The organism is Halopseudomonas xinjiangensis, from assembly GCF_900104945.1.
GTDB classification, from domain to species: domain Bacteria; phylum Pseudomonadota; class Gammaproteobacteria; order Pseudomonadales; family Pseudomonadaceae; genus Halopseudomonas; species Halopseudomonas xinjiangensis.
Window position 1 is genome coordinate 2,630,001 of sequence record NZ_LT629736.1, and the last position, 16,869, is coordinate 2,646,869.

The following is a 16,869-nucleotide window of genomic DNA, read 5'->3' on the forward strand; positions in this document are numbered from 1 at the left end:
GAAAGGGCCAGATTCTTGGCATTGCCGGACGCGTCCTGGAAGATTGCAATCAGGTCGGGAATACCGCCACCCTTGACGAACTCGGAACGAACGGTGTGACCCGGCGCCTTCGGCGCGATCATGATCACGTCGAGATCCTTGCGCGGCACGATCTGGTTGTAGTGGATCGCGAAACCGTGAGCGAATGCCAGCGTGGCGCCCTGCTTCAGGTTCGGCTCGATCTCATCCCTGTACAACTGCGACTGGAACTCGTCCGGAGTCAGGATCATGACGACGTCAGCGGCGGCGACAGCTGCCGGCACGTCACTGACCTTCAGACCATGGTTTTCCGCCTTGGCAACGGATGACGAACCCGGGCGCAGGCCAACGGTGACATCTACGCCGGAGTCTTTCAGGTTGCAGGCGTGAGCATGGCCCTGCGAGCCGTAACCGATAACGGCTACTTTCTTGCTCTGGATGAGGCTCAGGTCGCAATCTTTATCGTAATAAACGTGCATGTAATTCCCCTGTTACTGTGCGGGCCCACCCGGGCCCGTGCTGGCAGATTAAATACTCAGGACCTTCTCGCCACGCGCGATGCCTGAAACCCCGGTACGGACAACCTCGAGCACTGTCGTCGGCCCGATCGCTTCGATGAAGCTGTCGAGCTTGTCCGACGTGCCGGCGAGCTGCACGGTATAAACACTGCTGGTGACGTCAACGATCTGGCCACGGAAGATGTCGGTGGTGCGCTTGACCTCGGCGCGTTGGGCGCCGGTAGCTTTGATTTTCACCAGCATCAACTCGCGCTCAACGTGTGCGCCCTCGGACAGATTCACCAGCTTGACCACCTCGATTAGCTTGTTCAGATTCTTGGTGATCTGCTCGATGACTTCGTCCTGGCCGATTGTGGTCAGAGTCAAGCGCGACAGCGTCGGATCTTCGGTCGGCGCCACGGTCAGCGTCTCGATGTTGTAGTTGCGCTGGGAGAACAACCCCACGACACGAGACAGGGCACCTGGTTCGTTTTCCAGAAGTACGGAAATGATGTGTCTCATATCAGGTGCGCTCCGTCTTGCTCAGCCACATGTCACGCATCGAACCGTCCTTGATCTGCATCGGATAGACGTGCTCGCTTTCATCGACGCGAATGTCCATGAATACGAGGCGCTTTCGATTGGCGAACGCTTCTTCCATCGCCGGCTTGAGGTCCTCAAGCTTTTCGATTCTCATCCCAACATGACCGTAAGCGTTGGCAAGCTGGATGAAATCAGGCAGCGATTCCATGTACGAATGCGAGTAGCGACTGCTGTATTGCATATCCTGCCATTGCCGAACCATGCCGAGGGCCTGGTTGTTCAGGCAGATGATCTTGACCGGCAGGTCATACTGCAGACAGGTCGACAACTCCTGGATGTTCATCTGGATGCTGCCTTCGCCCGTGACGCAGGCAACTTGCGAATCGGGATAGTGGAGCTGGACGCCCATGGCAGCCGGCAGACCAAAGCCCATGGTGCCGAGACCACCGGAATTGATCCAGCGATTGGGCTTCTCGAACGGATAGTACTGGGCGGCAAACATCTGATGCTGACCGACGTCCGAAGTGACGTATGCGTCGCCCCGAGTGACTTCGTACAGCGTTTCGATAACCGACTGCGGCTTGATGATCGAACCGTCGCCCTTGTCATACGAGAACAGACCGCGACTACCGCGCCATTCCTCGATCTGCTTCCACCAACTGCTCAACGCTTCCTTGGAAGGACGCAGCTGGAACTCCCGACAGGTGGCGAGCATCTCGGTGAGAACATTGTCGACCGGGCCTACAATCGGCACATCGGCACGGATGGTCTTCGAGATCGAAGCCGGATCGATGTCGATATGAATGATCTTGGCGTTCGGGCAGAACTTGCTCGCGCCGTTGATTACCCGGTCATCGAAACGTGCTCCGACAGCCAGAATGACGTCGCTATGATGCATCGCGACGTTGGCCACATAGCTGCCATGCATACCCAGCCACCCGACGTACTGCGGATCAGTCCCTGGGAATCCACCCAGACCCATCAGCGTGTTGGTAACAGGTACGCCAAGCTCCCGGCCCAGATCCGTAAGTTGTGCCGCAGCCTGCCCAAGGATGACGCCGCCGCCCGCATAAATGATCGGGCGCTTGGCCTCGGCAATGAGATCCAATGCTTTGCGAATCTGACCGGAGTGACCGCGCACGGCAGGGTTGTACGAGCGCAGCTTGACCTTCTTCGGGTAGCTGTACTCGAACTTCTCCGCCGGATTGGTCATATCTTTGGGGATGTCGATGACTACCGGACCGGGTCGACCGGTCTCCGCGATATAGAAAGCCTTCTTGATGACTTCCGGAATTTCGCGCGGATCCTTGATGATAAAGCTGTGTTTCACGATAGGACGGGAAACGCCGACCATGTCGGTTTCCTGAAACGCATCGGTGCCAACCGCAGTACTAGGTACCTGGCCGGAAATGACCACCATGGGAATGGAATCCATGTAGGCGGTCGCGATCCCGGTCACGGTATTCGTCGCGCCCGGACCCGACGTCACCAGCACGACGCCGGCTTTACCGGACGCACGCGCGTAACCGTCAGCCATGTGCGCCGCAGCCTGCTCGTGACGCACCAGAATATGCACGACGTCGTCCTGGCGGAAGATCGCATCATAGATGTGCAGAAGGGCACCGCCCGGGTACCCGTAGATATATTTAACCCCTTCGTCACGCAGTGAGCGGACGACCATCTCAGCGCCGGATAAAAGCTCCACTTTTGAATCACCTCTAGCATGCCACCCGCCTGGCGGGCAGCAGAGTACCTGTTTACTGCTCGGCAGAGCATTGGCAACGGTGGTCGCCATGCATCAGCTTGACTACGTGCATCGGAGGCTGAGTTCCACGGGTTACCGGAACCGCCTCACCCAGCGCGAGGTAGCGCGTGCGGGTGCCAGGCCAGGAGTGGGCGGGGTCTCGCCTCCTGGAGTGAGCAACAAAGCTGGCTACCTCGGATGCCGTGTGGGCTCCGACGACAGCGGGCTTTTGTGAACCCCGAATTGTTTACACTCGGACAAGACAAGTCAAGCGAGTTAGACAAAAGCATGACTTGCTCTGCAGGCCCCGCAGCGCCGTATACCGGCAACGCGCCGTTTCGATATAGTAGGTCCACTTCAGCCATCGGACGCCCGAAACAGGGACGGGGACACCATGTACAGATTAATCATCGCGCTGACACTGACGCTGTCGGCCACGCACGGCATAGCCGAAACCATGTACCAATGGACAGATGACAAAGGTGGACGTCAGTTCGGTCAGCATCCGCCGGCGGATCGTGCTTATCAGCGCGTGGACATTCGTGCGGCGCCTTCTCCGGGCGCTCAAATCCGCAGCGCCGCGCAGCCAGTGACAGAGAAGAGCGAACCTGCGCCCGCAGACGAGAACGCGAGCAAAAGGGAACAGGAAGCCAAACGACAGGACACCTGCGCCAAGCTTCGCGAGAATCTCGTGACCCTGAGCAACAATCCGCGCCTGAGCCGCAAGAACGAGGCTGGCGAGGTTGAGCGAATCGGGGAAGAAGAGCGGCAGACAATGATCGCCGAAGCGAAGCAGAACCTCGCGACCTACTGCCAGAACGACTGACCGAGCGTCAGGCCAGTCGCGAGGCCAACCGGTCGATATCGCCAAGCACCTCGATCAACCGGTATCGCTGCCGACCCAGATGGGCGAAGGCTTCTTCGCCCATAGGCTGGATGTTGCAGGCGCCAGGCATTCCCTCGCCTTGCTCGATGATCTCGACCATTCGCGGGATGAAGATCCATTGCAACCACTGATCGAAGCTGAGCGTATCGACGCAGAAGGGAGCGCTGCTCGACAACTGCTGCGCCGAAGGGGAATCACCCTGCCACATCGCCGCCATTCGCAGTTCCTGCTCAAGCGACAGAATGGCATCGGCCAGTTCGTGCCAGGTACGATCTATCACGAAGTGACCCGGGCACGTTGGCGAGCTTCGGCAGCACCTGCCGCATTACCCTGACGCTCTCGTGCCTGAGCGATCAGCTCCCATAGTCCAGCCTGCAATGTCGGGCGCCCCGCAGCGTAGCTCAAGCCACGCTGCGCCAGCTGTTCAGCCTGCGCGGCGTCGCCTTGCGACAGCCTTACCTGCGCCAGCCGGTAGAGCACCTGCGGCTCGCGTGGAGCAATCCGCATTGCCCGCTCCAGGCTCGCCGAAGCACTACCCAGATCCCCGCGCCCTTCCTGCTCGCGGGCAACCGTGAGCAACGCCAAGACCGGGCCATCCAGCTGCTCGTCTGCCTGCAAACCTCCGGATTGCGGCTGGCTCGGCGCGCCAGCAGGCACCTGAGGCGCATTGCCCTCACGAAGCGGTGGCTGCGAGTCGAGCGGGTAGGACTCGATCGCACGCGAGCCACCGGCCTCGTCAGGCACCATCACGACGACACCGCCGTCGGCGGGCCGGGACTGAGCCGGACTGGGTTGCTGCTGAGGCGTGCGGCCGGCGCCGACCCGCAGCTCCTCATTGGAGACCGCCCTGCCGGCGTCCGTCACCGGAACCGAACCACCAGTACCTGCGCAACCGGCCATGGTCATCATCAAACCAGCCAATGCCGCGATTCGTCTGCAATCCATGTTCATCTTCCTCGTCATGTCACTCAAGCCAGCCGCGAATCGTGTCCATCACCCGGTTGGCCCCTTCTTTAACTGCTTCGGTATCGATCAGCGATCTGCAACCCGGGCCGGGCAACGGCGCATAACCCGCTCGAAACGCGACCTGGACACTGCCGTCACAACTCGGGTCGCTGCCTTCTCCAGTAGAAGGATCGACCCATGCCAGCTCGACGCCTTCAGGCCGTGCGGTCGACAGCGACTGCGGATGCGCCTGTCCCATGAAAGCTGCCCACACCTGTAGCGCTCCGGTAGCCCCCGTAAGACGCGTTTGACCATTATCGTCACGACCTATCCAGGCGACTGCCAGCAGATCGTCGGAAAAACCGGCGAACCAGCTGTCCCGCAAATTGTTGGTCGTTCCTGTCTTGCCGGCCACGCGTATATCCGAGGGGATGTAATTATAGGCCGATCGCCCGGTGCCTTCGGTCATGACCCGCATCATCGCTTCGCGAATCAGATAGATAGAGGCCGAGTCGAACCGCTGCTGCACTTCGAACGGGTAGCGCTTGAGCGGCTCCCCATCCGTGGCAAGCACGTTGCGGATGGCCCGCAACCGCGTGCTGAAACCACCGTTCGCCAGTGTCTGGTACATATCCGTCACCTGCATCGGCGTCATCGCTCCGGACCCCAGCAGCATCGCGGGATAAGCCGGCCAGCCATGCTGCACGCCCATGCGCTCGACCGTGCGCAATACCTGCGGCACGCCTACTTCGATACCCAGACGGACCGCTGCCTGATTGTAGGAACGACTGAGGGCCTCATGAAGCGGGACCAGCCCATGGCTTTGCCGATCATAATTTTGCGGTGTCCACTTCACGCCCGGCTCAGCGTCGATCGTAATCGGCGAATCATCGATCGGCGTGATCAGTGAGTACTTCGCCGGCTGCTCCAGCGCGGTCAGGTAGATAGCTGGCTTGACCAGCGAACCGATCGGACGCGATGCGTCCAGGGCTCGGTTGAAACCGGTGAAGCGCGGGTTGCTGCCACCGACCAGGGCGAGCACCTCGCCAGTTTGCGAGCTGGTGACGACCATCGCACCTTCGAGCGGCACGTCCTTGGTAGCCGGCCCGATCCGTTTGAGTGTGCCTACCACGGACTCCTCTGCCTTGCGCTGCAATAGCGGGTCGAAGCTGGTGAAGATGCGCAAGCCCTCGCTAGTCAGGTCCTCGTCACGATAGTCGTCGCGCAACTGGCGCTTGATCAGGTCCATGAACGCCGGATAATTGGTATTGGCCATGGTTCCGCGAGCGGCGACGTCCAGTGGCCGAGCCTGGGCCTGCTGGGCTTGCTGTTCACTGATCATGCCCTGCTCGGCAAGCATCTGCAGCACCAGATCCCGGCGTGTTTTCGCCCGTTCGGGATGGCGCCGAGGGTTGTAGTACGAAGGACCCTTGACCATGCCGACCAAGAGCGCGACCTGATGCACCTCCAGCTCCTGGAATGGCTGGCCGAAGTAGTACTGGCTCGCCAGACCGAAGCCATGCACGGCGCGATTGCCATCCTGTCCGAGGAAGACTTCGTTCAGGTAGGCCTCGAGAATTTCCTCCTTGGAATAGTGAAGCTCCAGAAGGATCGCCATGATCGCTTCGCGCGCCTTGCGCACCAGGCTGCGCTCGTTGGTCAGATAGAAGTTCTTCACAAGCTGCTGGGTCAGCGTGCTGCCGCCCTGCACCACGTCCCCTGCCGTCAGGTTGACGTAGGCCGCCCGCGCTATGCCTTTCGGCGACACCCCGAAATGCTGGAAGAACTCGCGATCCTCTACCGCCACCAGCGCTTCGACAAGATACGGCGGAGTCTGGTCCAGGCGAATGAGAATCCGGTCTTCGTTATGCGCGGGGTAGATGCCGCCAATCATCAACGGCTCAAGTCTGGCCATGACCAGATCACCGCTGCCATCCAGCGCCGCGACGCGCTGGCCGTCGAACCGTACACTGATGCGCTGCGCCGGCTCGACGCCTTCGTAAAAATGGAAGCCGCGCGTGTGCACATCCACTCGACCGCCGCCAACCGCCATCTGACCCGGCGCGCGCACGCTGCTGACCGAGCGGTAGCCGAGCGCCGTGAGTTCAGTGACGAAGTCGTCACGACTCAGATTCTGGCCTGCGTACAGTTCAAGCGGACGCGCAAATACTTTGGCCGGCACGGCCCAGCGCTTGCCTGAGAACTTTTCTTGCACCACCGCATCCAGATAGATCACCAGACCGGTCAGCAGTACCAGAGCAACCAGCCCGAGCTTGATCAGCCATCCGCGCGAGCGTTTCCAGAAGCCAGACTTGCGGGCACGTACCTTGCGTTTCTTTCCCATAATGTCCTACATGATTCCTGACGTTTCGCCCGCGGCTCAGTTGACCGGCTCCGGGGTGAGGTTGGCCTGGCGGCTGCCAGGCTTCATAATGCCCGGATTGCCAGCCCAAGCAAGGATACACCGTGAGCCAGACCCTGTTGAACGCACTGCAAGACCCTGCTCTGTTCGATCACCCGGTGACCGGATTCACTGTGATGGAAACCCATATATCCTGGGTGCTGCTGACCGGCGATTACGTGTACAAGATCAAGAAGCCGGTCGACTTCGGGTTCATCGATTATTCCACGCTCGATCGCCGTGCCCATTTCTGCGAAGAAGAGGTCCGACTCAACCGTCGCCTTGCGCCCGAACTCTACCTCGGCGTGGTGCCGGTCCGGGGCAGCGAGTCGGAGCCATCCCTGAGCGGCGATGGACCGATCATCGAGTACCTGGTCAAGACCCGCCAGTTTCGCCAGGATGACCTGCTCGGCAATAAACAGCGAGCCGGTAAGCTGCAACCCCAGCATATCGACAGCCTCGCAGCCAAACTGGCGGCGTTCCACAGCCAGGTCAATCGCGCCCCGGTTGAATCGTCATGGGGCGCACCAGATCAGCTTCATGCCCCGGTCGCTCAGAATTTCGAGCAGATTCGCCCGCTACTGAGCGATGCCGGGGATCTGGAACAACTCGAGCAGCTCGAACTGTGGGCGCATACTACCTTCGAGAGACTGATTCCCCAACTGGCACAACGTAAATCGGAAGGATTCGTTCGCGAATGTCACGGCGACATCTATCTGGACAACGTGACCCTGGTGGACGGCGAAGTGACGCTCTTCGACTGCATCGAGTTCAATGAAGCGTTTCGCTGGATCGACGTGATGAGTGATGTGGCGTTCATGGCCATGGACCTGGAAGATCGAGGTCTGCGCGGACTGTCGCAGCGCTTCGTCAACGCCTACCTCGAACAGACCGGCGACTATGCCGGGTTGCTGGTGCTGGATTACTACAAAGCCTATCGTGCCATGGTACGGGCGAAGGTGGCATTGCTTCGGCTGACCCAGCCGGGAGTCAGCGACGTCGAGCGCGAACAGACCATGCAGCGCTACCGTGGCTACGCTCACCTGGCCGAGCGCTATACCAATATTCCGCAACGTTTTGGCCTGCTGACCGTCGGCGTATCAGGCTCGGGCAAAAGTACGCTCTCCGCAGCCCTGGTCGATGAGTTTGGCGCCATCCGCCTGCGCTCGGATGTCGAACGCAAGCGTCTGTTCGGCGACGGTAAGCCTGCGGCAGTACCAGACCTTTACTCCGCCAGCGCAACCGAGCAGACCTATGACCGCCTCGGCACGCTGACCTCGACCATTCTTGCCGCCGGTTATCCGGTCATTATCGACGCGACCCACCTCAAGGCCGGGCAGCGCCATGCGATGCGCGACCGTGTAGAACTTCAGGGAGCACCTTGCCTGATGCTGCACTGCCAGGCGCCGATCGAGGTTATCGAATCCTGGATCAACGAACGGCAGACCGAAGGCAGCGACCCCTCCGACGCCGATATTGACGTGGTGAAAGCGCAGCTGGAACAGTTCGAGCCATTTACGGCCGACGAACAAAGCTGCTGTCTGGAAGTACGTACTGACCGGCCCGATAGCGTTGGAAAGCTGCTCATCGACCTGCGCAGGAAGCTGTAACTTTCCAGCGACTGTACGGAACAGTCGCTGGACACTACACTGGCTCCGGGAACCAATAAAAAGAAGCCCGACCATGTGCCAACTTATCACCAGCCGGCTGACTCGCCGGCGCTCCGTCATTGCGGCCTTGCACGCCGGTCCGCAGCCCCTCGCCCGCTGCGCGCGAGGTGCTCATGAGTGATGAACTCCTCGAATTGCGAAACCTCGGCAAAACCTCAGCACAGTGGTTGCACGCCACCGGCATTCACAGCCGCGCGGAACTGCAGCGACGGGGCCCCGTAGGTGCCTATTGCGCGGTACGCGCCCGCGGCTTTCGGGCCTCGAAGTCGCTGATGTTCGCGATCGCTGGTGCTTTGCAGGATGTTCACTGGAATGATCTTGATCCCCGATACAAGGCCGAACTGCTGACACAATTGCAGAGCCAGGAGCAGCTCCAACGCAGCGGATAGTGACGCAGATCACACTCGACGAGAATCGTTGTGCGAGGTTGGCAGGCGCTACATTTTCCGTTGGCGGGAACCAGCCGCACTGCAGTATTGTATGCAGGTCGCCGAAGCCTCCCAGCAGGCTGCGCCAAGCTCGGCTTGCGCCAGGGTGAATCAGGACAATTCAAAAGGAATTCAGGATATGTACCTTTTAGGTGACCAGCCCCCCTACGCGGAAAAACTGATCAGCACACTGCAACGCATCCCCGAGCAGTTGCTGGATGGCCTCGAGCCCTGTGACAAGCTGTTGCAGCTGGATTCAGTCGATGATCTCTATGCAACGATCAGCAGCACCCGTCTGTATCTGCTCAAGACCGGACTGCTTCATGCACTGATCGAAGGCAAGCCGCTGTTCTACATGCAGGAAGGCGATCTGATCGGACTCCGCCAGGGGCTGAACACCGCGCCCTGCGTGTACACCAGCGATGAACCGTTGGAGTTGATCCCTTATGATCGGGAAGCGCTGTTCAAGCACATTCACGCTAACAGCCAGCGCCAGGAGCAGTTCACCCAGTATATCCTCGGCCAGGCGGCGCTGATGTCCGATGCGCTGGCTCACAACAAGCCGGCCGAGATCCGGCCTGTCACCGGCTTCCAGCATTTTGCCCCGGGGGTCGAGCTGATCCGCCAAGGTGACGAAGCCGATCACGTGTTCATCATTACCGAAGGTCACGCTGAAGCGTTCGTCGAAGGCATCAAGGTCGGCGACGTGCAAAAGGACGAGATTTTTGGCGCCATGGCGCTGTTCACCAGAGAGAAGCGCTCCGCGACAGTGATCGCCAGCACACCCACTACCGTCATGATGATCCCCAAAGACCAGTTCCTCGCTCTGATGCAGAGCAATCCGCGAATTGCCCACAGCCTTATCGAAAGCATGGCTCGCCGGATCGACCTGATGAACAAGGAACTGACGCACTACAAGCAACTGGCGCAAAAATAATCGGTCGATTGCCTTGACATGCAAATGATAACGATTACTATTAACACAAGTCATCGCGAGATGGCTTGGATAACGGATTGTCGCGAGGCAAGCGGTTATCTCCTCATCAGGCTAATCACGGATTAGGCCCGCTCACTGAGCGGGCCATTTTTTTGCCCGTTACCAACCCTCGCAATAATCCTCTTCCGGCATCGCCGGCGTCACCCAGACATAGTCCGCCTGCTTCGCCGACGGCAGCTCGCCGCCCGCCTCTGCCAGCATGATGACCGCCAGAGTTTTATCCTCAGGCCAATGCAGGGCTACCCCGAGATCCCGACGAGCGTGAAAACTGCCGGCGATCAACAGCGCCGGAGCCGGCGCATCGCTCAACGAAGCGGCCATACGTTGGTCTCGTGCGTACTGAATCGCGAGCATCGAAGACACCTGTTCTGGCGGCAGTTTGCCGCAGTGCGCGTCGACGATGGTCCGCTGGAGAAAACTGCGAGTGTCCTCGTCGTACTCCGGCATTGGCGGGGCTTCACCGCGGTAAAGCTCGAGGATCTCATCGCGGCCGAGATTCGCCGGAAGCAATCGTTGCGGCTCGCGCAGCCCCCAGCGCAGCAGCTCGCCGTACAGCGCCCATGGCCAGCCTGCGTCCCAATCCAGCCGACGCTGCAGCGTCTGATCGTCCATCTGATCTGGCTCGGCACGTACATCTCCGATCTTCGCCTCTTGCGCTGGAACAAGCATTTCCAGAAGCAGCGACTGTTGTGGGCGCCGCGCATGCAGCTGCTCAAGAAGCCATTGCTGCAGAGCGTGATGATCAGGATTGTCGTGTTTCTCGCCAACTACTACATAGGGCGCGGAGGCCAGCCGATCGACGAGCTCTACCGGGTCGATCCACGCTCCAGCGCGCGTTTCCAGGATTTGACCGAGCCGTGGGTGGTCGCGCTGCTCCGGAGCGGTCCAGGGTGGCAGCTCAGCCATAGCGAGTAACGGGGCCAGACACAGGGCCAATACGTAGAATGCTCGTTTCATGATGTCCTCATGTGATGATCAGCGGACAGTCGAGTGTTGGATGCGTCTGCACCTGGACGCGGACGCCGTACACGTCCCTGATGCGATCGGCCTGCAACACTTCCCAAGGCGTTCCCAGCGCTGCGACACGGCCCTGATCGAGCAGCAGCACCTGATCAGCATAGCGCGCAGCGAGATTCAGATCATGCAAGGCCACCAGCGCCACCCCGCCCCGCTGAGCCACCCTACGTGCGGCCTCAAGCGTCAAATGCTGATGGGCGATATCCAGCGCAGCGGTCGGCTCGTCCATCAAGAGGCAAGGCTGTGGTGCGTCCCAGATTTGCGCCAGCACCCGGGCCAGATGGATGCGCTGCTGCTCGCCGCCGGACAGATGCAGATAGTTGCGTTCCGCCAGATGCAAAGCGTCGGCCTGAACCATAGCCGCTGCAACGATTTCACGGTCCACAGCGGCGCCACTGCGGTGCGGCAATCGTCCGAGCGCTACGACCTCCCGGGCGCGGAAGCTGAACGCCAGGGTGGATGCCTGCGGCAGCATTGCCAGTCGACACGCCCGGACGGCGGGCGGCACACGTCCGAGTGCCTGGTCATCGAGCCGCAACTCGCCCGAAGCCGGCCGAATGTCGCCGGCCAGGGTCGCGAGCAAGCTGCTCTTGCCCGAACCATTGCCCCCCAGTACTGCCAGTACCTCTCCGGCCCTGAGCGAAAACGAGACATTGCTCAGCACTTGCCTACCGCTGCGGAGCACTGTCAGAGCGACGACTTCAATCATGGCCGGCCCCTGCGCGCATCCGCACCAGCAAGGCCAGGAAGAATGGTGCGCCAATCACGGCGGTGAGGATACCCAACGGCAACTCTGCAGGCAGCAGCAGCAGGCGCGCGGCGATATCGGCGAACAGCAACAACGATGCCCCGATCAACATCGAAGCCGGTAGTACCCGGCGATGATCAGGACCGAACATCAACCGGGCGAAGTGCGGCACCATAAGCCCGACGAAGCCGATCAAGCCGGCTGCAGCGACGCTGGCCGCGACACCTAGCGCAGTCAGCACGATCAGCTCGAACTTCAGCCGCTCGACCGGGACCCCGAGATGGTGCGCTTCCGATTCGCCTAGCAGCAGCGCGTTGAGTGCCTTCGCTCGACGCGGCAGTCGCCACCAGACCAGTGCGCAACAGATTGCCAGCATCGCGACACGCTCGTAACTGGCGTGCGCCAGCGTGCCCATGTTCCAGAACGTCAGGGTGCGCAGCATGGCGTTATCGGCCAGATAACCGAGCAACCCGATCAGCGCGCCGCTCAGGGTGGTGATCGCCACGCCTGCCAACAGCATGTTGGCCACCGAACCCCCATGCAAAGATCTACCCAGCCGATAGACCAGCACGGTGCTGAGGACGCCACCGACGAACGCGCCAAGTGCCGTCAGATACGGTTCCAGGCCTCCAGGCAGCACGGCGACCAAACCGCTGCCAAGGACGATTATCAGCGCCGCGCCCAGTGCCGCTCCGCCCGAGACGCCGATGAGGCCCGGGTCAGCCAAGGGATTGCGAAACAACCCCTGCATGGCTGCGCCGGTAAGCCCGAGCGTCGCGCCGATTATGGCGCCCATCAGGGTACGCGGCAGCCGAATCTGCTCGACAATCATCTGCTCGGTCGCCGCAACGTCAGACTGGCCAGTCCAGGCGAAGAGCGCCTGGACGACGTCCGCTGGCGCGATGGATACCGCACCACTGGCCAACGAAGCGAGCATGCTCAGCAGCAGCACTATGATGAGTAGTCCGATCACTATTTCAGGCCGCTTCATGCGTGACTCCGCCGCCTGCCCTTCAAGTCCCGCCGACACGTTGCGCCCAATTGGCAAAGCACCACGTATAAGCAGATAATCTGCTCATGCCAACCTCTCCCAAACCCCAACCCGTCGCGCTCTGCCGCCTCGATGATCTCGCCGACCCCGGTAGCCGCGGCGTCGTGCACGCTGGGGAATCGCTGCTGGTGGTACGGCAGGGCGCGAACGCGCAGGTCTTCGTCAATCGCTGTCCTCATCGAGGCATTCCCCTTGAATGGGTTCCGGACCAGTTTCTCGACAGCTCCGGGCGTTTGATTCAGTGCGCTACCCACGGCGCGCTGTTTCTGCCCGACACCGGCGAATGCGTGAGCGGGCCCTGTGCAGGCCAGCACCTGATCAGGCGCGACAGCCACGTGAAAGACGGCCTGCTCTGGCTGGACTGAAACTGATCATGCCCGCACCGGCAACTGACCGCGGACTTCCAGCCCCAGAGGCGTAGGCCATACCGAGCAGGCGATGACCTCCACGCCCCTGTCGATCGCCTGGCGTAATACCCGCCCGTAGGCGGGATCGATCTCATCAGCTGGCCGCACGTGATCTATCCCGCTATGCATGACGCAGAACAGCAGGCAGGCGCGTCGCCCCGAGTCGGCGATATCCATGAGCTCAAGGAGATGCTTCTGCCCGCGCACGCTCACCGCGTCAGGAAAAGCGCCCTCCCCCGCGCCCATGCCTAGGGTCACGCTCTTGACCTCCACCACGCATTCGCCAGGCTCGCTCAGCAGGAAATCGAAGCGGCTCTTTCCCCGTTCCAGACAGACTTCTGCACGCTGCACTGCATAGCTCGCCAGTGGCTCGATCAGCCCGGCCTTCAACGACGCGGCGACCACCTTGTTGGCGCGGGCACTATGTACGCAGGCCAGCGCTCCATCGTCCGTTTCGACCAGCTCCCAAGTGCCGGGCAGTTTGCGACCCGGTCGATCTTGCAGGCTGACCCAGACCCGGCTGCCAGGCGCTCCGCAGCGCAGCATGGAGCCGGTGTTCGGACAATGAACGGTCACCTCTCGACCGTCGTCAAGCGCGACATCGGCAAAGAACCGTTTGTAGCGTTTGACCAGCCGTCCCGGGAGGAGCGGCACCTCGAATGGAATCAACATCCGCGCCATGTCTCGAGCCCCTGCTGCAAGCGCTCGACGCCTCGCTCCAGATTCTCCAGCGAGGTGGTATAGGCGAACCGGACATGCTGATCGGCGCGGTAATGACCGAAATCCAGGCCAGGCGTCACCGCCACGTGCCGGGTTTCGATCAGATGACGGCACAACTGCGCACTGTCGCCACCCAGGACGCTGGTGTCTGCGTATAAATAGAAGGCGCCTTGCGGCGTCACAGGGATATGCAGACCAAGCTCGCGCAAGCTGGGCAGGAGAAAGTCGCGCCGCATGCCGAACGCCTCCCGGCGGGCTTCGCAGATCGCCAGCGTGTCTTCTCTGAACGCGTCGAGCGCTGCCTGCTGAGCCATGTGCGGAGCGCAGATATACAGATTCTGCGCGAGCCGTTCGAGGTCTGGCACGGCTGCTTCCGGAGCGATCAGCCAGCCGAGCCGCCAGCCGGTCATGCCGAAATACTTGGAGAAACTGTTCAGCACGAACGCATCGGGATCGACTTCCAGCGCCGAAGAAGCCTGGCAGTCGTAGGTGAGACCATGATAAATCTCATCGACGATCAGATGCCCGCCCTTGCGACGCGTGGTAGCAGCCAGCTCGGCCAGTTGCTGACGATCGAGCAGAGTCCCGGTGGGGTTGGCTGGCGAAGCCGCCATCACCGCGACGCAGGCGTCATTCCAGTGCCGCTCGATCAACTCAGGTGTCAGCTGGTAGCCGGTTTCCGGGCCGACCGGAACCAACTCGGCAGCGCCTTCGACCAGACGCAGGAAATGTCGATTACACGGGTAGCCGGGGTCGGCCATCATCACCCGCTTGCCAGGGTCCACCAGCAGGGCGCTGACCAGCAACAGTGCCGCTGACCCACCGGGAGTGACCACCACCCGGCGAGGATCGACATTCACAGCATATTGCCGGGCGTACCAGCCGGCGATCGCTTCGCGCAGGGCGGGAAGCCCAAGCGCCGGCGTATAGCCGGTCTTGCCCGCCGCCAGCGCAGCCTGACCGGCGCGCACGATCGGCCCGGGCGTGGTGAAATCCGGCTCGCCGATTTCCATATGGATCACGTCGTGACCCTGCGCTTCGAGGGCTCGCGCCCGGGCCAGTACCGCCATCACATGAAAGGGTTCGATGTCCCGCGCACGGGCGGCCCGTTGATAATGCTGCATGTCGACTCCGGTCCGGCAAAAGGACGGATCATACCGTCTGGGTACGCTGAACGTGCCAAATTCACACCCCTTGACAGTCCCACCGGCGCTTCTGGCGGCAAACAGTAGCGCCGCGATAAAGGTTCTGGTAGTTTTGCCGGCTTGCGGGCCACCGGGCCGCATGCCCAAGGTCAGATGCGGTGGCGCCTGGCAAAGGATGATGAGCACATAGTGAGGCGGTTCTATGCCCAGCAATGCCAAAGAAAAAAGTTCAATGCTGCGCGGTTTTGTTCCCTACAAGGAACAGAAAGGTGAAGAGTACATGAACGAGCGTCAGCTCGAGCACTTCGCCAACATCCTCAACAACTGGAAAAAGGAGTTGATGGAAGAGGTCGACCGTACCGTGCATCACATGCAGGACGAAGCCGCCAACTTCCCCGACCCGGCCGACCGCGCCAGCCAGGAAGAAGAGTTCAGCCTCGAGCTACGCGCGCGTGACCGTGAGCGCAAGCTGATCAAGAAGATCGACCAGACTCTGCAGCGGATCGAAGAAGACGATTACGGCTTCTGCGACTCATGCGGCGTGGAGATTGGCATTCGTCGTCTTGAAGCGCGGCCGACAGCAACCCTGTGCATCGACTGCAAGACACTCGCTGAAATCAAGGAACGGCAGATCGGCGGCTGATCGCACCTGCTCCCGGCGGCGAAATCTTCGTCGCCCTCCTTTCCTCCCGAGGCCAAGCTGCCATGCATGCCCAGCCTTACGTTGGACGTTTCGCTCCCACTCCCAGCGGTCACCTTCACTTCGGCTCCCTTGTCGCGGCACTCGCGAGCTTTCTTGACGCCCGCCACCAGCGGGGCGTCTGGCTGGTACGTGTCGAGGATCTGGATCAACCGCGCGTGGTATCCGGCGCCACCGAGCACATCCTCCGCACGCTGGAATGTTACGGGCTGGAATGGGACGGGGAGATCGTCTATCAGAGCCAGCGGATCGAACGATACGAATCCATCCTCGCAAGCTGGCTGGTCGAAGGTAAAGCCTACCATTGCGACTGTTCGCGCCAGCAGATAGCCGCGTACGGCGGCGTCTACCCGGGGACCTGCGCCAGCCGCGGGCTGGTTGCAGCGGGCGATCGCGCCATACGGGTGCGGGTACCCGCTGAACCGTTAGGCTTCGTCGACCGGCTCCAGGGGCCTGTCTCGCAGAGCCTGCAGGACGAGGTCGGCGACATAGCAGTACGTCGCCGCGACGGAGTCATCGCGTATCAACTGGCTGTGGTAGCCGATGACATCGCCCAGGGCGTGACCGATGTGGTGCGCGGCGCCGATCTGCTCGACTCAACCCCTCGGCAGATCTGGTTGTACCATTTGCTGGGGGAGGCGCTACCGGCGTACTTGCATGTCCCGCTGATCATGCGACCCGATGGCGAAAAGCTCAGCAAACGGCTGGGCTCGGCTCCTCTCGAGCCGCAGCGTACCGCGATAACGCTCTGGCGCGCGCTGGCTGCATTGCGGCAGGCACCGCCTCGCAGCCTGCACGGAGCAGGCGTGAAGGAATTGCTCGCGTGGGCCATTGCCAACTGGCGGGTTGAAGCCATTCCTGCGACAGCCCACATCCTTGAAGACAGCATCTAGCTTGGCAAGCACGCTGCGCCTGATTACCATCGGGGCACAGCGGGTCGGGCGGCGTCGCC

18 protein-coding genes (1 of these 18 cut by a window edge) are annotated in these 16,869 nt (G+C 61.2%); 7 read left to right on the top strand and 11 right to left on the bottom strand.

Annotated features, from left to right (window positions below):
• The 3 genes in view from ilvC to BLT85_RS12220 are tightly spaced (at most 48 nt apart) and all read right to left on the bottom strand, a layout consistent with a single transcriptional unit that may run on beyond the window.
• A protein-coding gene (gene ilvC, locus BLT85_RS12210; RefSeq protein WP_093395156.1) for a ketol-acid reductoisomerase crosses the window boundary here: on the bottom strand, nucleotides 1–497 show its 5' portion. The gene continues 520 nt to the left of window position 1, outside the view; the window shows 497 of its 1,017 coding nt (coding positions 1–497); its start codon is at nucleotides 495–497; its stop codon lies off the left edge, out of view.
• A gap of 48 nt (nucleotides 498–545) precedes the next feature.
• Entirely contained in the window at nucleotides 546–1,037 is a 492-nt protein-coding gene (ilvN, locus tag BLT85_RS12215; protein WP_093395159.1) for an acetolactate synthase small subunit, read from the bottom strand.
• 1 nt (nucleotide 1,038) lies between these two features.
• Complete coding sequence (locus tag BLT85_RS12220; RefSeq protein WP_093395161.1) at nucleotides 1,039–2,763, bottom strand: acetolactate synthase 3 large subunit; 1,725 nt, start codon at nucleotides 2,761–2,763, stop codon at nucleotides 1,039–1,041.
• Between the two features lie 433 nt (nucleotides 2,764–3,196).
• Between BLT85_RS12220 and BLT85_RS12225 the strand changes: the two genes are divergently transcribed.
• Entirely contained in the window at nucleotides 3,197–3,628 is a 432-nt protein-coding gene (locus BLT85_RS12225; RefSeq protein WP_093395164.1) for a DUF4124 domain-containing protein, read from the top strand.
• Nucleotides 3,629–3,635: 7 nt separating this feature from the next.
• Here BLT85_RS12225 and BLT85_RS12230 read toward each other — a convergent pair whose 3' ends face one another.
• The 3 genes from BLT85_RS12230 to mrcB are packed head-to-tail and all read right to left on the bottom strand — an operon-like array spanning nucleotide 3,636 to nucleotide 6,977.
• On the bottom strand, nucleotides 3,636–3,968 hold the full coding sequence (locus BLT85_RS12230; protein ID WP_231701476.1) for a YqcC family protein: 333 nt from the start codon (nucleotides 3,966–3,968) through the stop codon (nucleotides 3,636–3,638).
• Nucleotides 3,965–4,633, bottom strand: a complete 669-nt coding sequence (locus BLT85_RS12235) for a tetratricopeptide repeat protein (RefSeq protein WP_093395167.1) — start codon at nucleotides 4,631–4,633, stop codon at nucleotides 3,965–3,967. The genes BLT85_RS12230 and BLT85_RS12235 overlap by 4 nt, the downstream gene beginning before the upstream one ends.
• 19 nt (nucleotides 4,634–4,652) lie before the next feature.
• Nucleotides 4,653–6,977 (bottom strand): penicillin-binding protein 1B, encoded by a 2,325-nt coding sequence (gene mrcB, locus BLT85_RS12240; RefSeq protein WP_093395170.1) that lies wholly within the window; start codon nucleotides 6,975–6,977, stop codon nucleotides 4,653–4,655.
• 122 nt (nucleotides 6,978–7,099) lie between these two features.
• On the opposite strand from mrcB, the gene BLT85_RS12245 reads away from it, so the two are divergent.
• From BLT85_RS12245 to BLT85_RS12255, 3 genes are all read left to right on the top strand, one after another.
• Nucleotides 7,100–8,644: a bifunctional aminoglycoside phosphotransferase/ATP-binding protein gene (locus tag BLT85_RS12245; RefSeq protein WP_093395172.1), complete on the top strand. Its 1,545-nt coding sequence runs from the start codon at nucleotides 7,100–7,102 to the stop codon at nucleotides 8,642–8,644.
• Nucleotides 8,645–8,817: 173 nt separating this feature from the next.
• Nucleotides 8,818–9,093: a TfoX/Sxy family protein gene (locus BLT85_RS12250; protein ID WP_093395175.1), complete on the top strand. Its 276-nt coding sequence runs from the start codon at nucleotides 8,818–8,820 to the stop codon at nucleotides 9,091–9,093.
• 178 nt (nucleotides 9,094–9,271) lie between these two features.
• On the top strand, nucleotides 9,272–10,069 hold the full coding sequence (locus BLT85_RS12255; protein ID WP_093395177.1) for a cyclic nucleotide-binding domain-containing protein: 798 nt from the start codon (nucleotides 9,272–9,274) through the stop codon (nucleotides 10,067–10,069).
• 159 nt (nucleotides 10,070–10,228) lie between these two features.
• Here the strand turns inward: BLT85_RS12255 and BLT85_RS12260 are convergent, their stop codons facing one another.
• The 3 genes from BLT85_RS12260 to BLT85_RS12270 are packed head-to-tail and all read right to left on the bottom strand — an operon-like array spanning nucleotide 10,229 to nucleotide 12,885.
• Nucleotides 10,229–11,086 carry a ChaN family lipoprotein gene (locus tag BLT85_RS12260; RefSeq protein WP_093395179.1) on the bottom strand — a complete coding sequence of 286 codons (858 nt, stop codon included), beginning with the start codon at nucleotides 11,084–11,086 and terminating at the stop codon, nucleotides 10,229–10,231.
• A gap of 7 nt (nucleotides 11,087–11,093) precedes the next feature.
• On the bottom strand, nucleotides 11,094–11,855 hold the full coding sequence (locus BLT85_RS12265) for a heme ABC transporter ATP-binding protein (protein ID WP_093395182.1): 762 nt from the start codon (nucleotides 11,853–11,855) through the stop codon (nucleotides 11,094–11,096).
• The gene (locus BLT85_RS12270) at nucleotides 11,848–12,885 is read right to left on the bottom strand and encodes a FecCD family ABC transporter permease (RefSeq protein WP_093395185.1); all 1,038 of its coding nucleotides are present in this window, start codon (nucleotides 12,883–12,885) and stop codon (nucleotides 11,848–11,850) included. The genes BLT85_RS12265 and BLT85_RS12270 overlap by 8 nt, the downstream gene beginning before the upstream one ends.
• 86 nt (nucleotides 12,886–12,971) lie before the next feature.
• Here BLT85_RS12270 and BLT85_RS12275 point away from each other — a divergent pair, with 86 nt between their 5' ends.
• Complete coding sequence (locus BLT85_RS12275; RefSeq protein WP_093395188.1) at nucleotides 12,972–13,310, top strand: Rieske (2Fe-2S) protein; 339 nt, start codon at nucleotides 12,972–12,974, stop codon at nucleotides 13,308–13,310.
• 6 nt (nucleotides 13,311–13,316) lie between these two features.
• Here BLT85_RS12275 and sfsA read toward each other — a convergent pair whose 3' ends face one another.
• Together sfsA and BLT85_RS12285 are read right to left on the bottom strand one after the other, a co-directional pair.
• The gene (sfsA, locus tag BLT85_RS12280; RefSeq protein ID WP_093397733.1) at nucleotides 13,317–14,018 is read right to left on the bottom strand and encodes a DNA/RNA nuclease SfsA; all 702 of its coding nucleotides are present in this window, start codon (nucleotides 14,016–14,018) and stop codon (nucleotides 13,317–13,319) included.
• A complete protein-coding gene (locus BLT85_RS12285) occupies nucleotides 14,018–15,196 on the bottom strand; it encodes a pyridoxal phosphate-dependent aminotransferase (protein WP_093395191.1) in 1,179 nt (392 codons plus the stop codon). The genes sfsA and BLT85_RS12285 overlap by 1 nt, the downstream gene beginning before the upstream one ends.
• Before the next feature lie 223 nt (nucleotides 15,197–15,419).
• On the opposite strand from BLT85_RS12285, the gene dksA reads away from it, so the two are divergent.
• Together dksA and gluQRS are read left to right on the top strand one after the other, a co-directional pair.
• Nucleotides 15,420–15,860, top strand: coding sequence for an RNA polymerase-binding protein DksA (gene dksA, locus BLT85_RS12290; protein ID WP_093395194.1), 441 nt, complete (start codon nucleotides 15,420–15,422; stop codon nucleotides 15,858–15,860).
• Between the two features lie 62 nt (nucleotides 15,861–15,922).
• Complete coding sequence (gene gluQRS, locus BLT85_RS12295; RefSeq protein ID WP_093395197.1) at nucleotides 15,923–16,810, top strand: tRNA glutamyl-Q(34) synthetase GluQRS; 888 nt, start codon at nucleotides 15,923–15,925, stop codon at nucleotides 16,808–16,810.
• Nucleotides 16,811–16,869: the final 59 nt, after the last annotated feature.

What these genes read in the sequence shown, in the direction of transcription:
- ilvN (WP_093395159.1), bottom strand. Translation starts at nt 1,037, where the DNA reads ATGAGACACATCATTTCCGTACTTCTGGAAAACGAACCAGGTGCCCTG.
- BLT85_RS12225 (WP_093395164.1), top strand. Translation starts at nt 3,197, where the DNA reads ATGTACAGATTAATCATCGCGCTGACACTGACGCTGTCGGCCACGCAC.
- BLT85_RS12235 (WP_093395167.1), bottom strand. Translation starts at nt 4,633, where the DNA reads ATGGATTGCAGACGAATCGCGGCATTGGCTGGTTTGATGATGACCATG.
- mrcB (WP_093395170.1), bottom strand. Translation starts at nt 6,977, where the DNA reads ATGGGAAAGAAACGCAAGGTACGTGCCCGCAAGTCTGGCTTCTGGAAA.
- BLT85_RS12250 (WP_093395175.1), top strand. Translation starts at nt 8,818, where the DNA reads ATGAGTGATGAACTCCTCGAATTGCGAAACCTCGGCAAAACCTCAGCA.
- BLT85_RS12255 (WP_093395177.1), top strand. Translation starts at nt 9,272, where the DNA reads ATGTACCTTTTAGGTGACCAGCCCCCCTACGCGGAAAAACTGATCAGC.
- BLT85_RS12260 (WP_093395179.1), bottom strand. Translation starts at nt 11,086, where the DNA reads ATGAAACGAGCATTCTACGTATTGGCCCTGTGTCTGGCCCCGTTACTC.
- BLT85_RS12265 (WP_093395182.1), bottom strand. Translation starts at nt 11,855, where the DNA reads ATGATTGAAGTCGTCGCTCTGACAGTGCTCCGCAGCGGTAGGCAAGTG.
- BLT85_RS12270 (WP_093395185.1), bottom strand. Translation starts at nt 12,885, where the DNA reads ATGAAGCGGCCTGAAATAGTGATCGGACTACTCATCATAGTGCTGCTG.
- BLT85_RS12275 (WP_093395188.1), top strand. Translation starts at nt 12,972, where the DNA reads ATGCCAACCTCTCCCAAACCCCAACCCGTCGCGCTCTGCCGCCTCGAT.
- BLT85_RS12285 (WP_093395191.1), bottom strand. Translation starts at nt 15,196, where the DNA reads ATGCAGCATTATCAACGGGCCGCCCGTGCGCGGGACATCGAACCCTTT.
- dksA (WP_093395194.1), top strand. Translation starts at nt 15,420, where the DNA reads ATGCCCAGCAATGCCAAAGAAAAAAGTTCAATGCTGCGCGGTTTTGTT.
- gluQRS (WP_093395197.1), top strand. Translation starts at nt 15,923, where the DNA reads ATGCATGCCCAGCCTTACGTTGGACGTTTCGCTCCCACTCCCAGCGGT.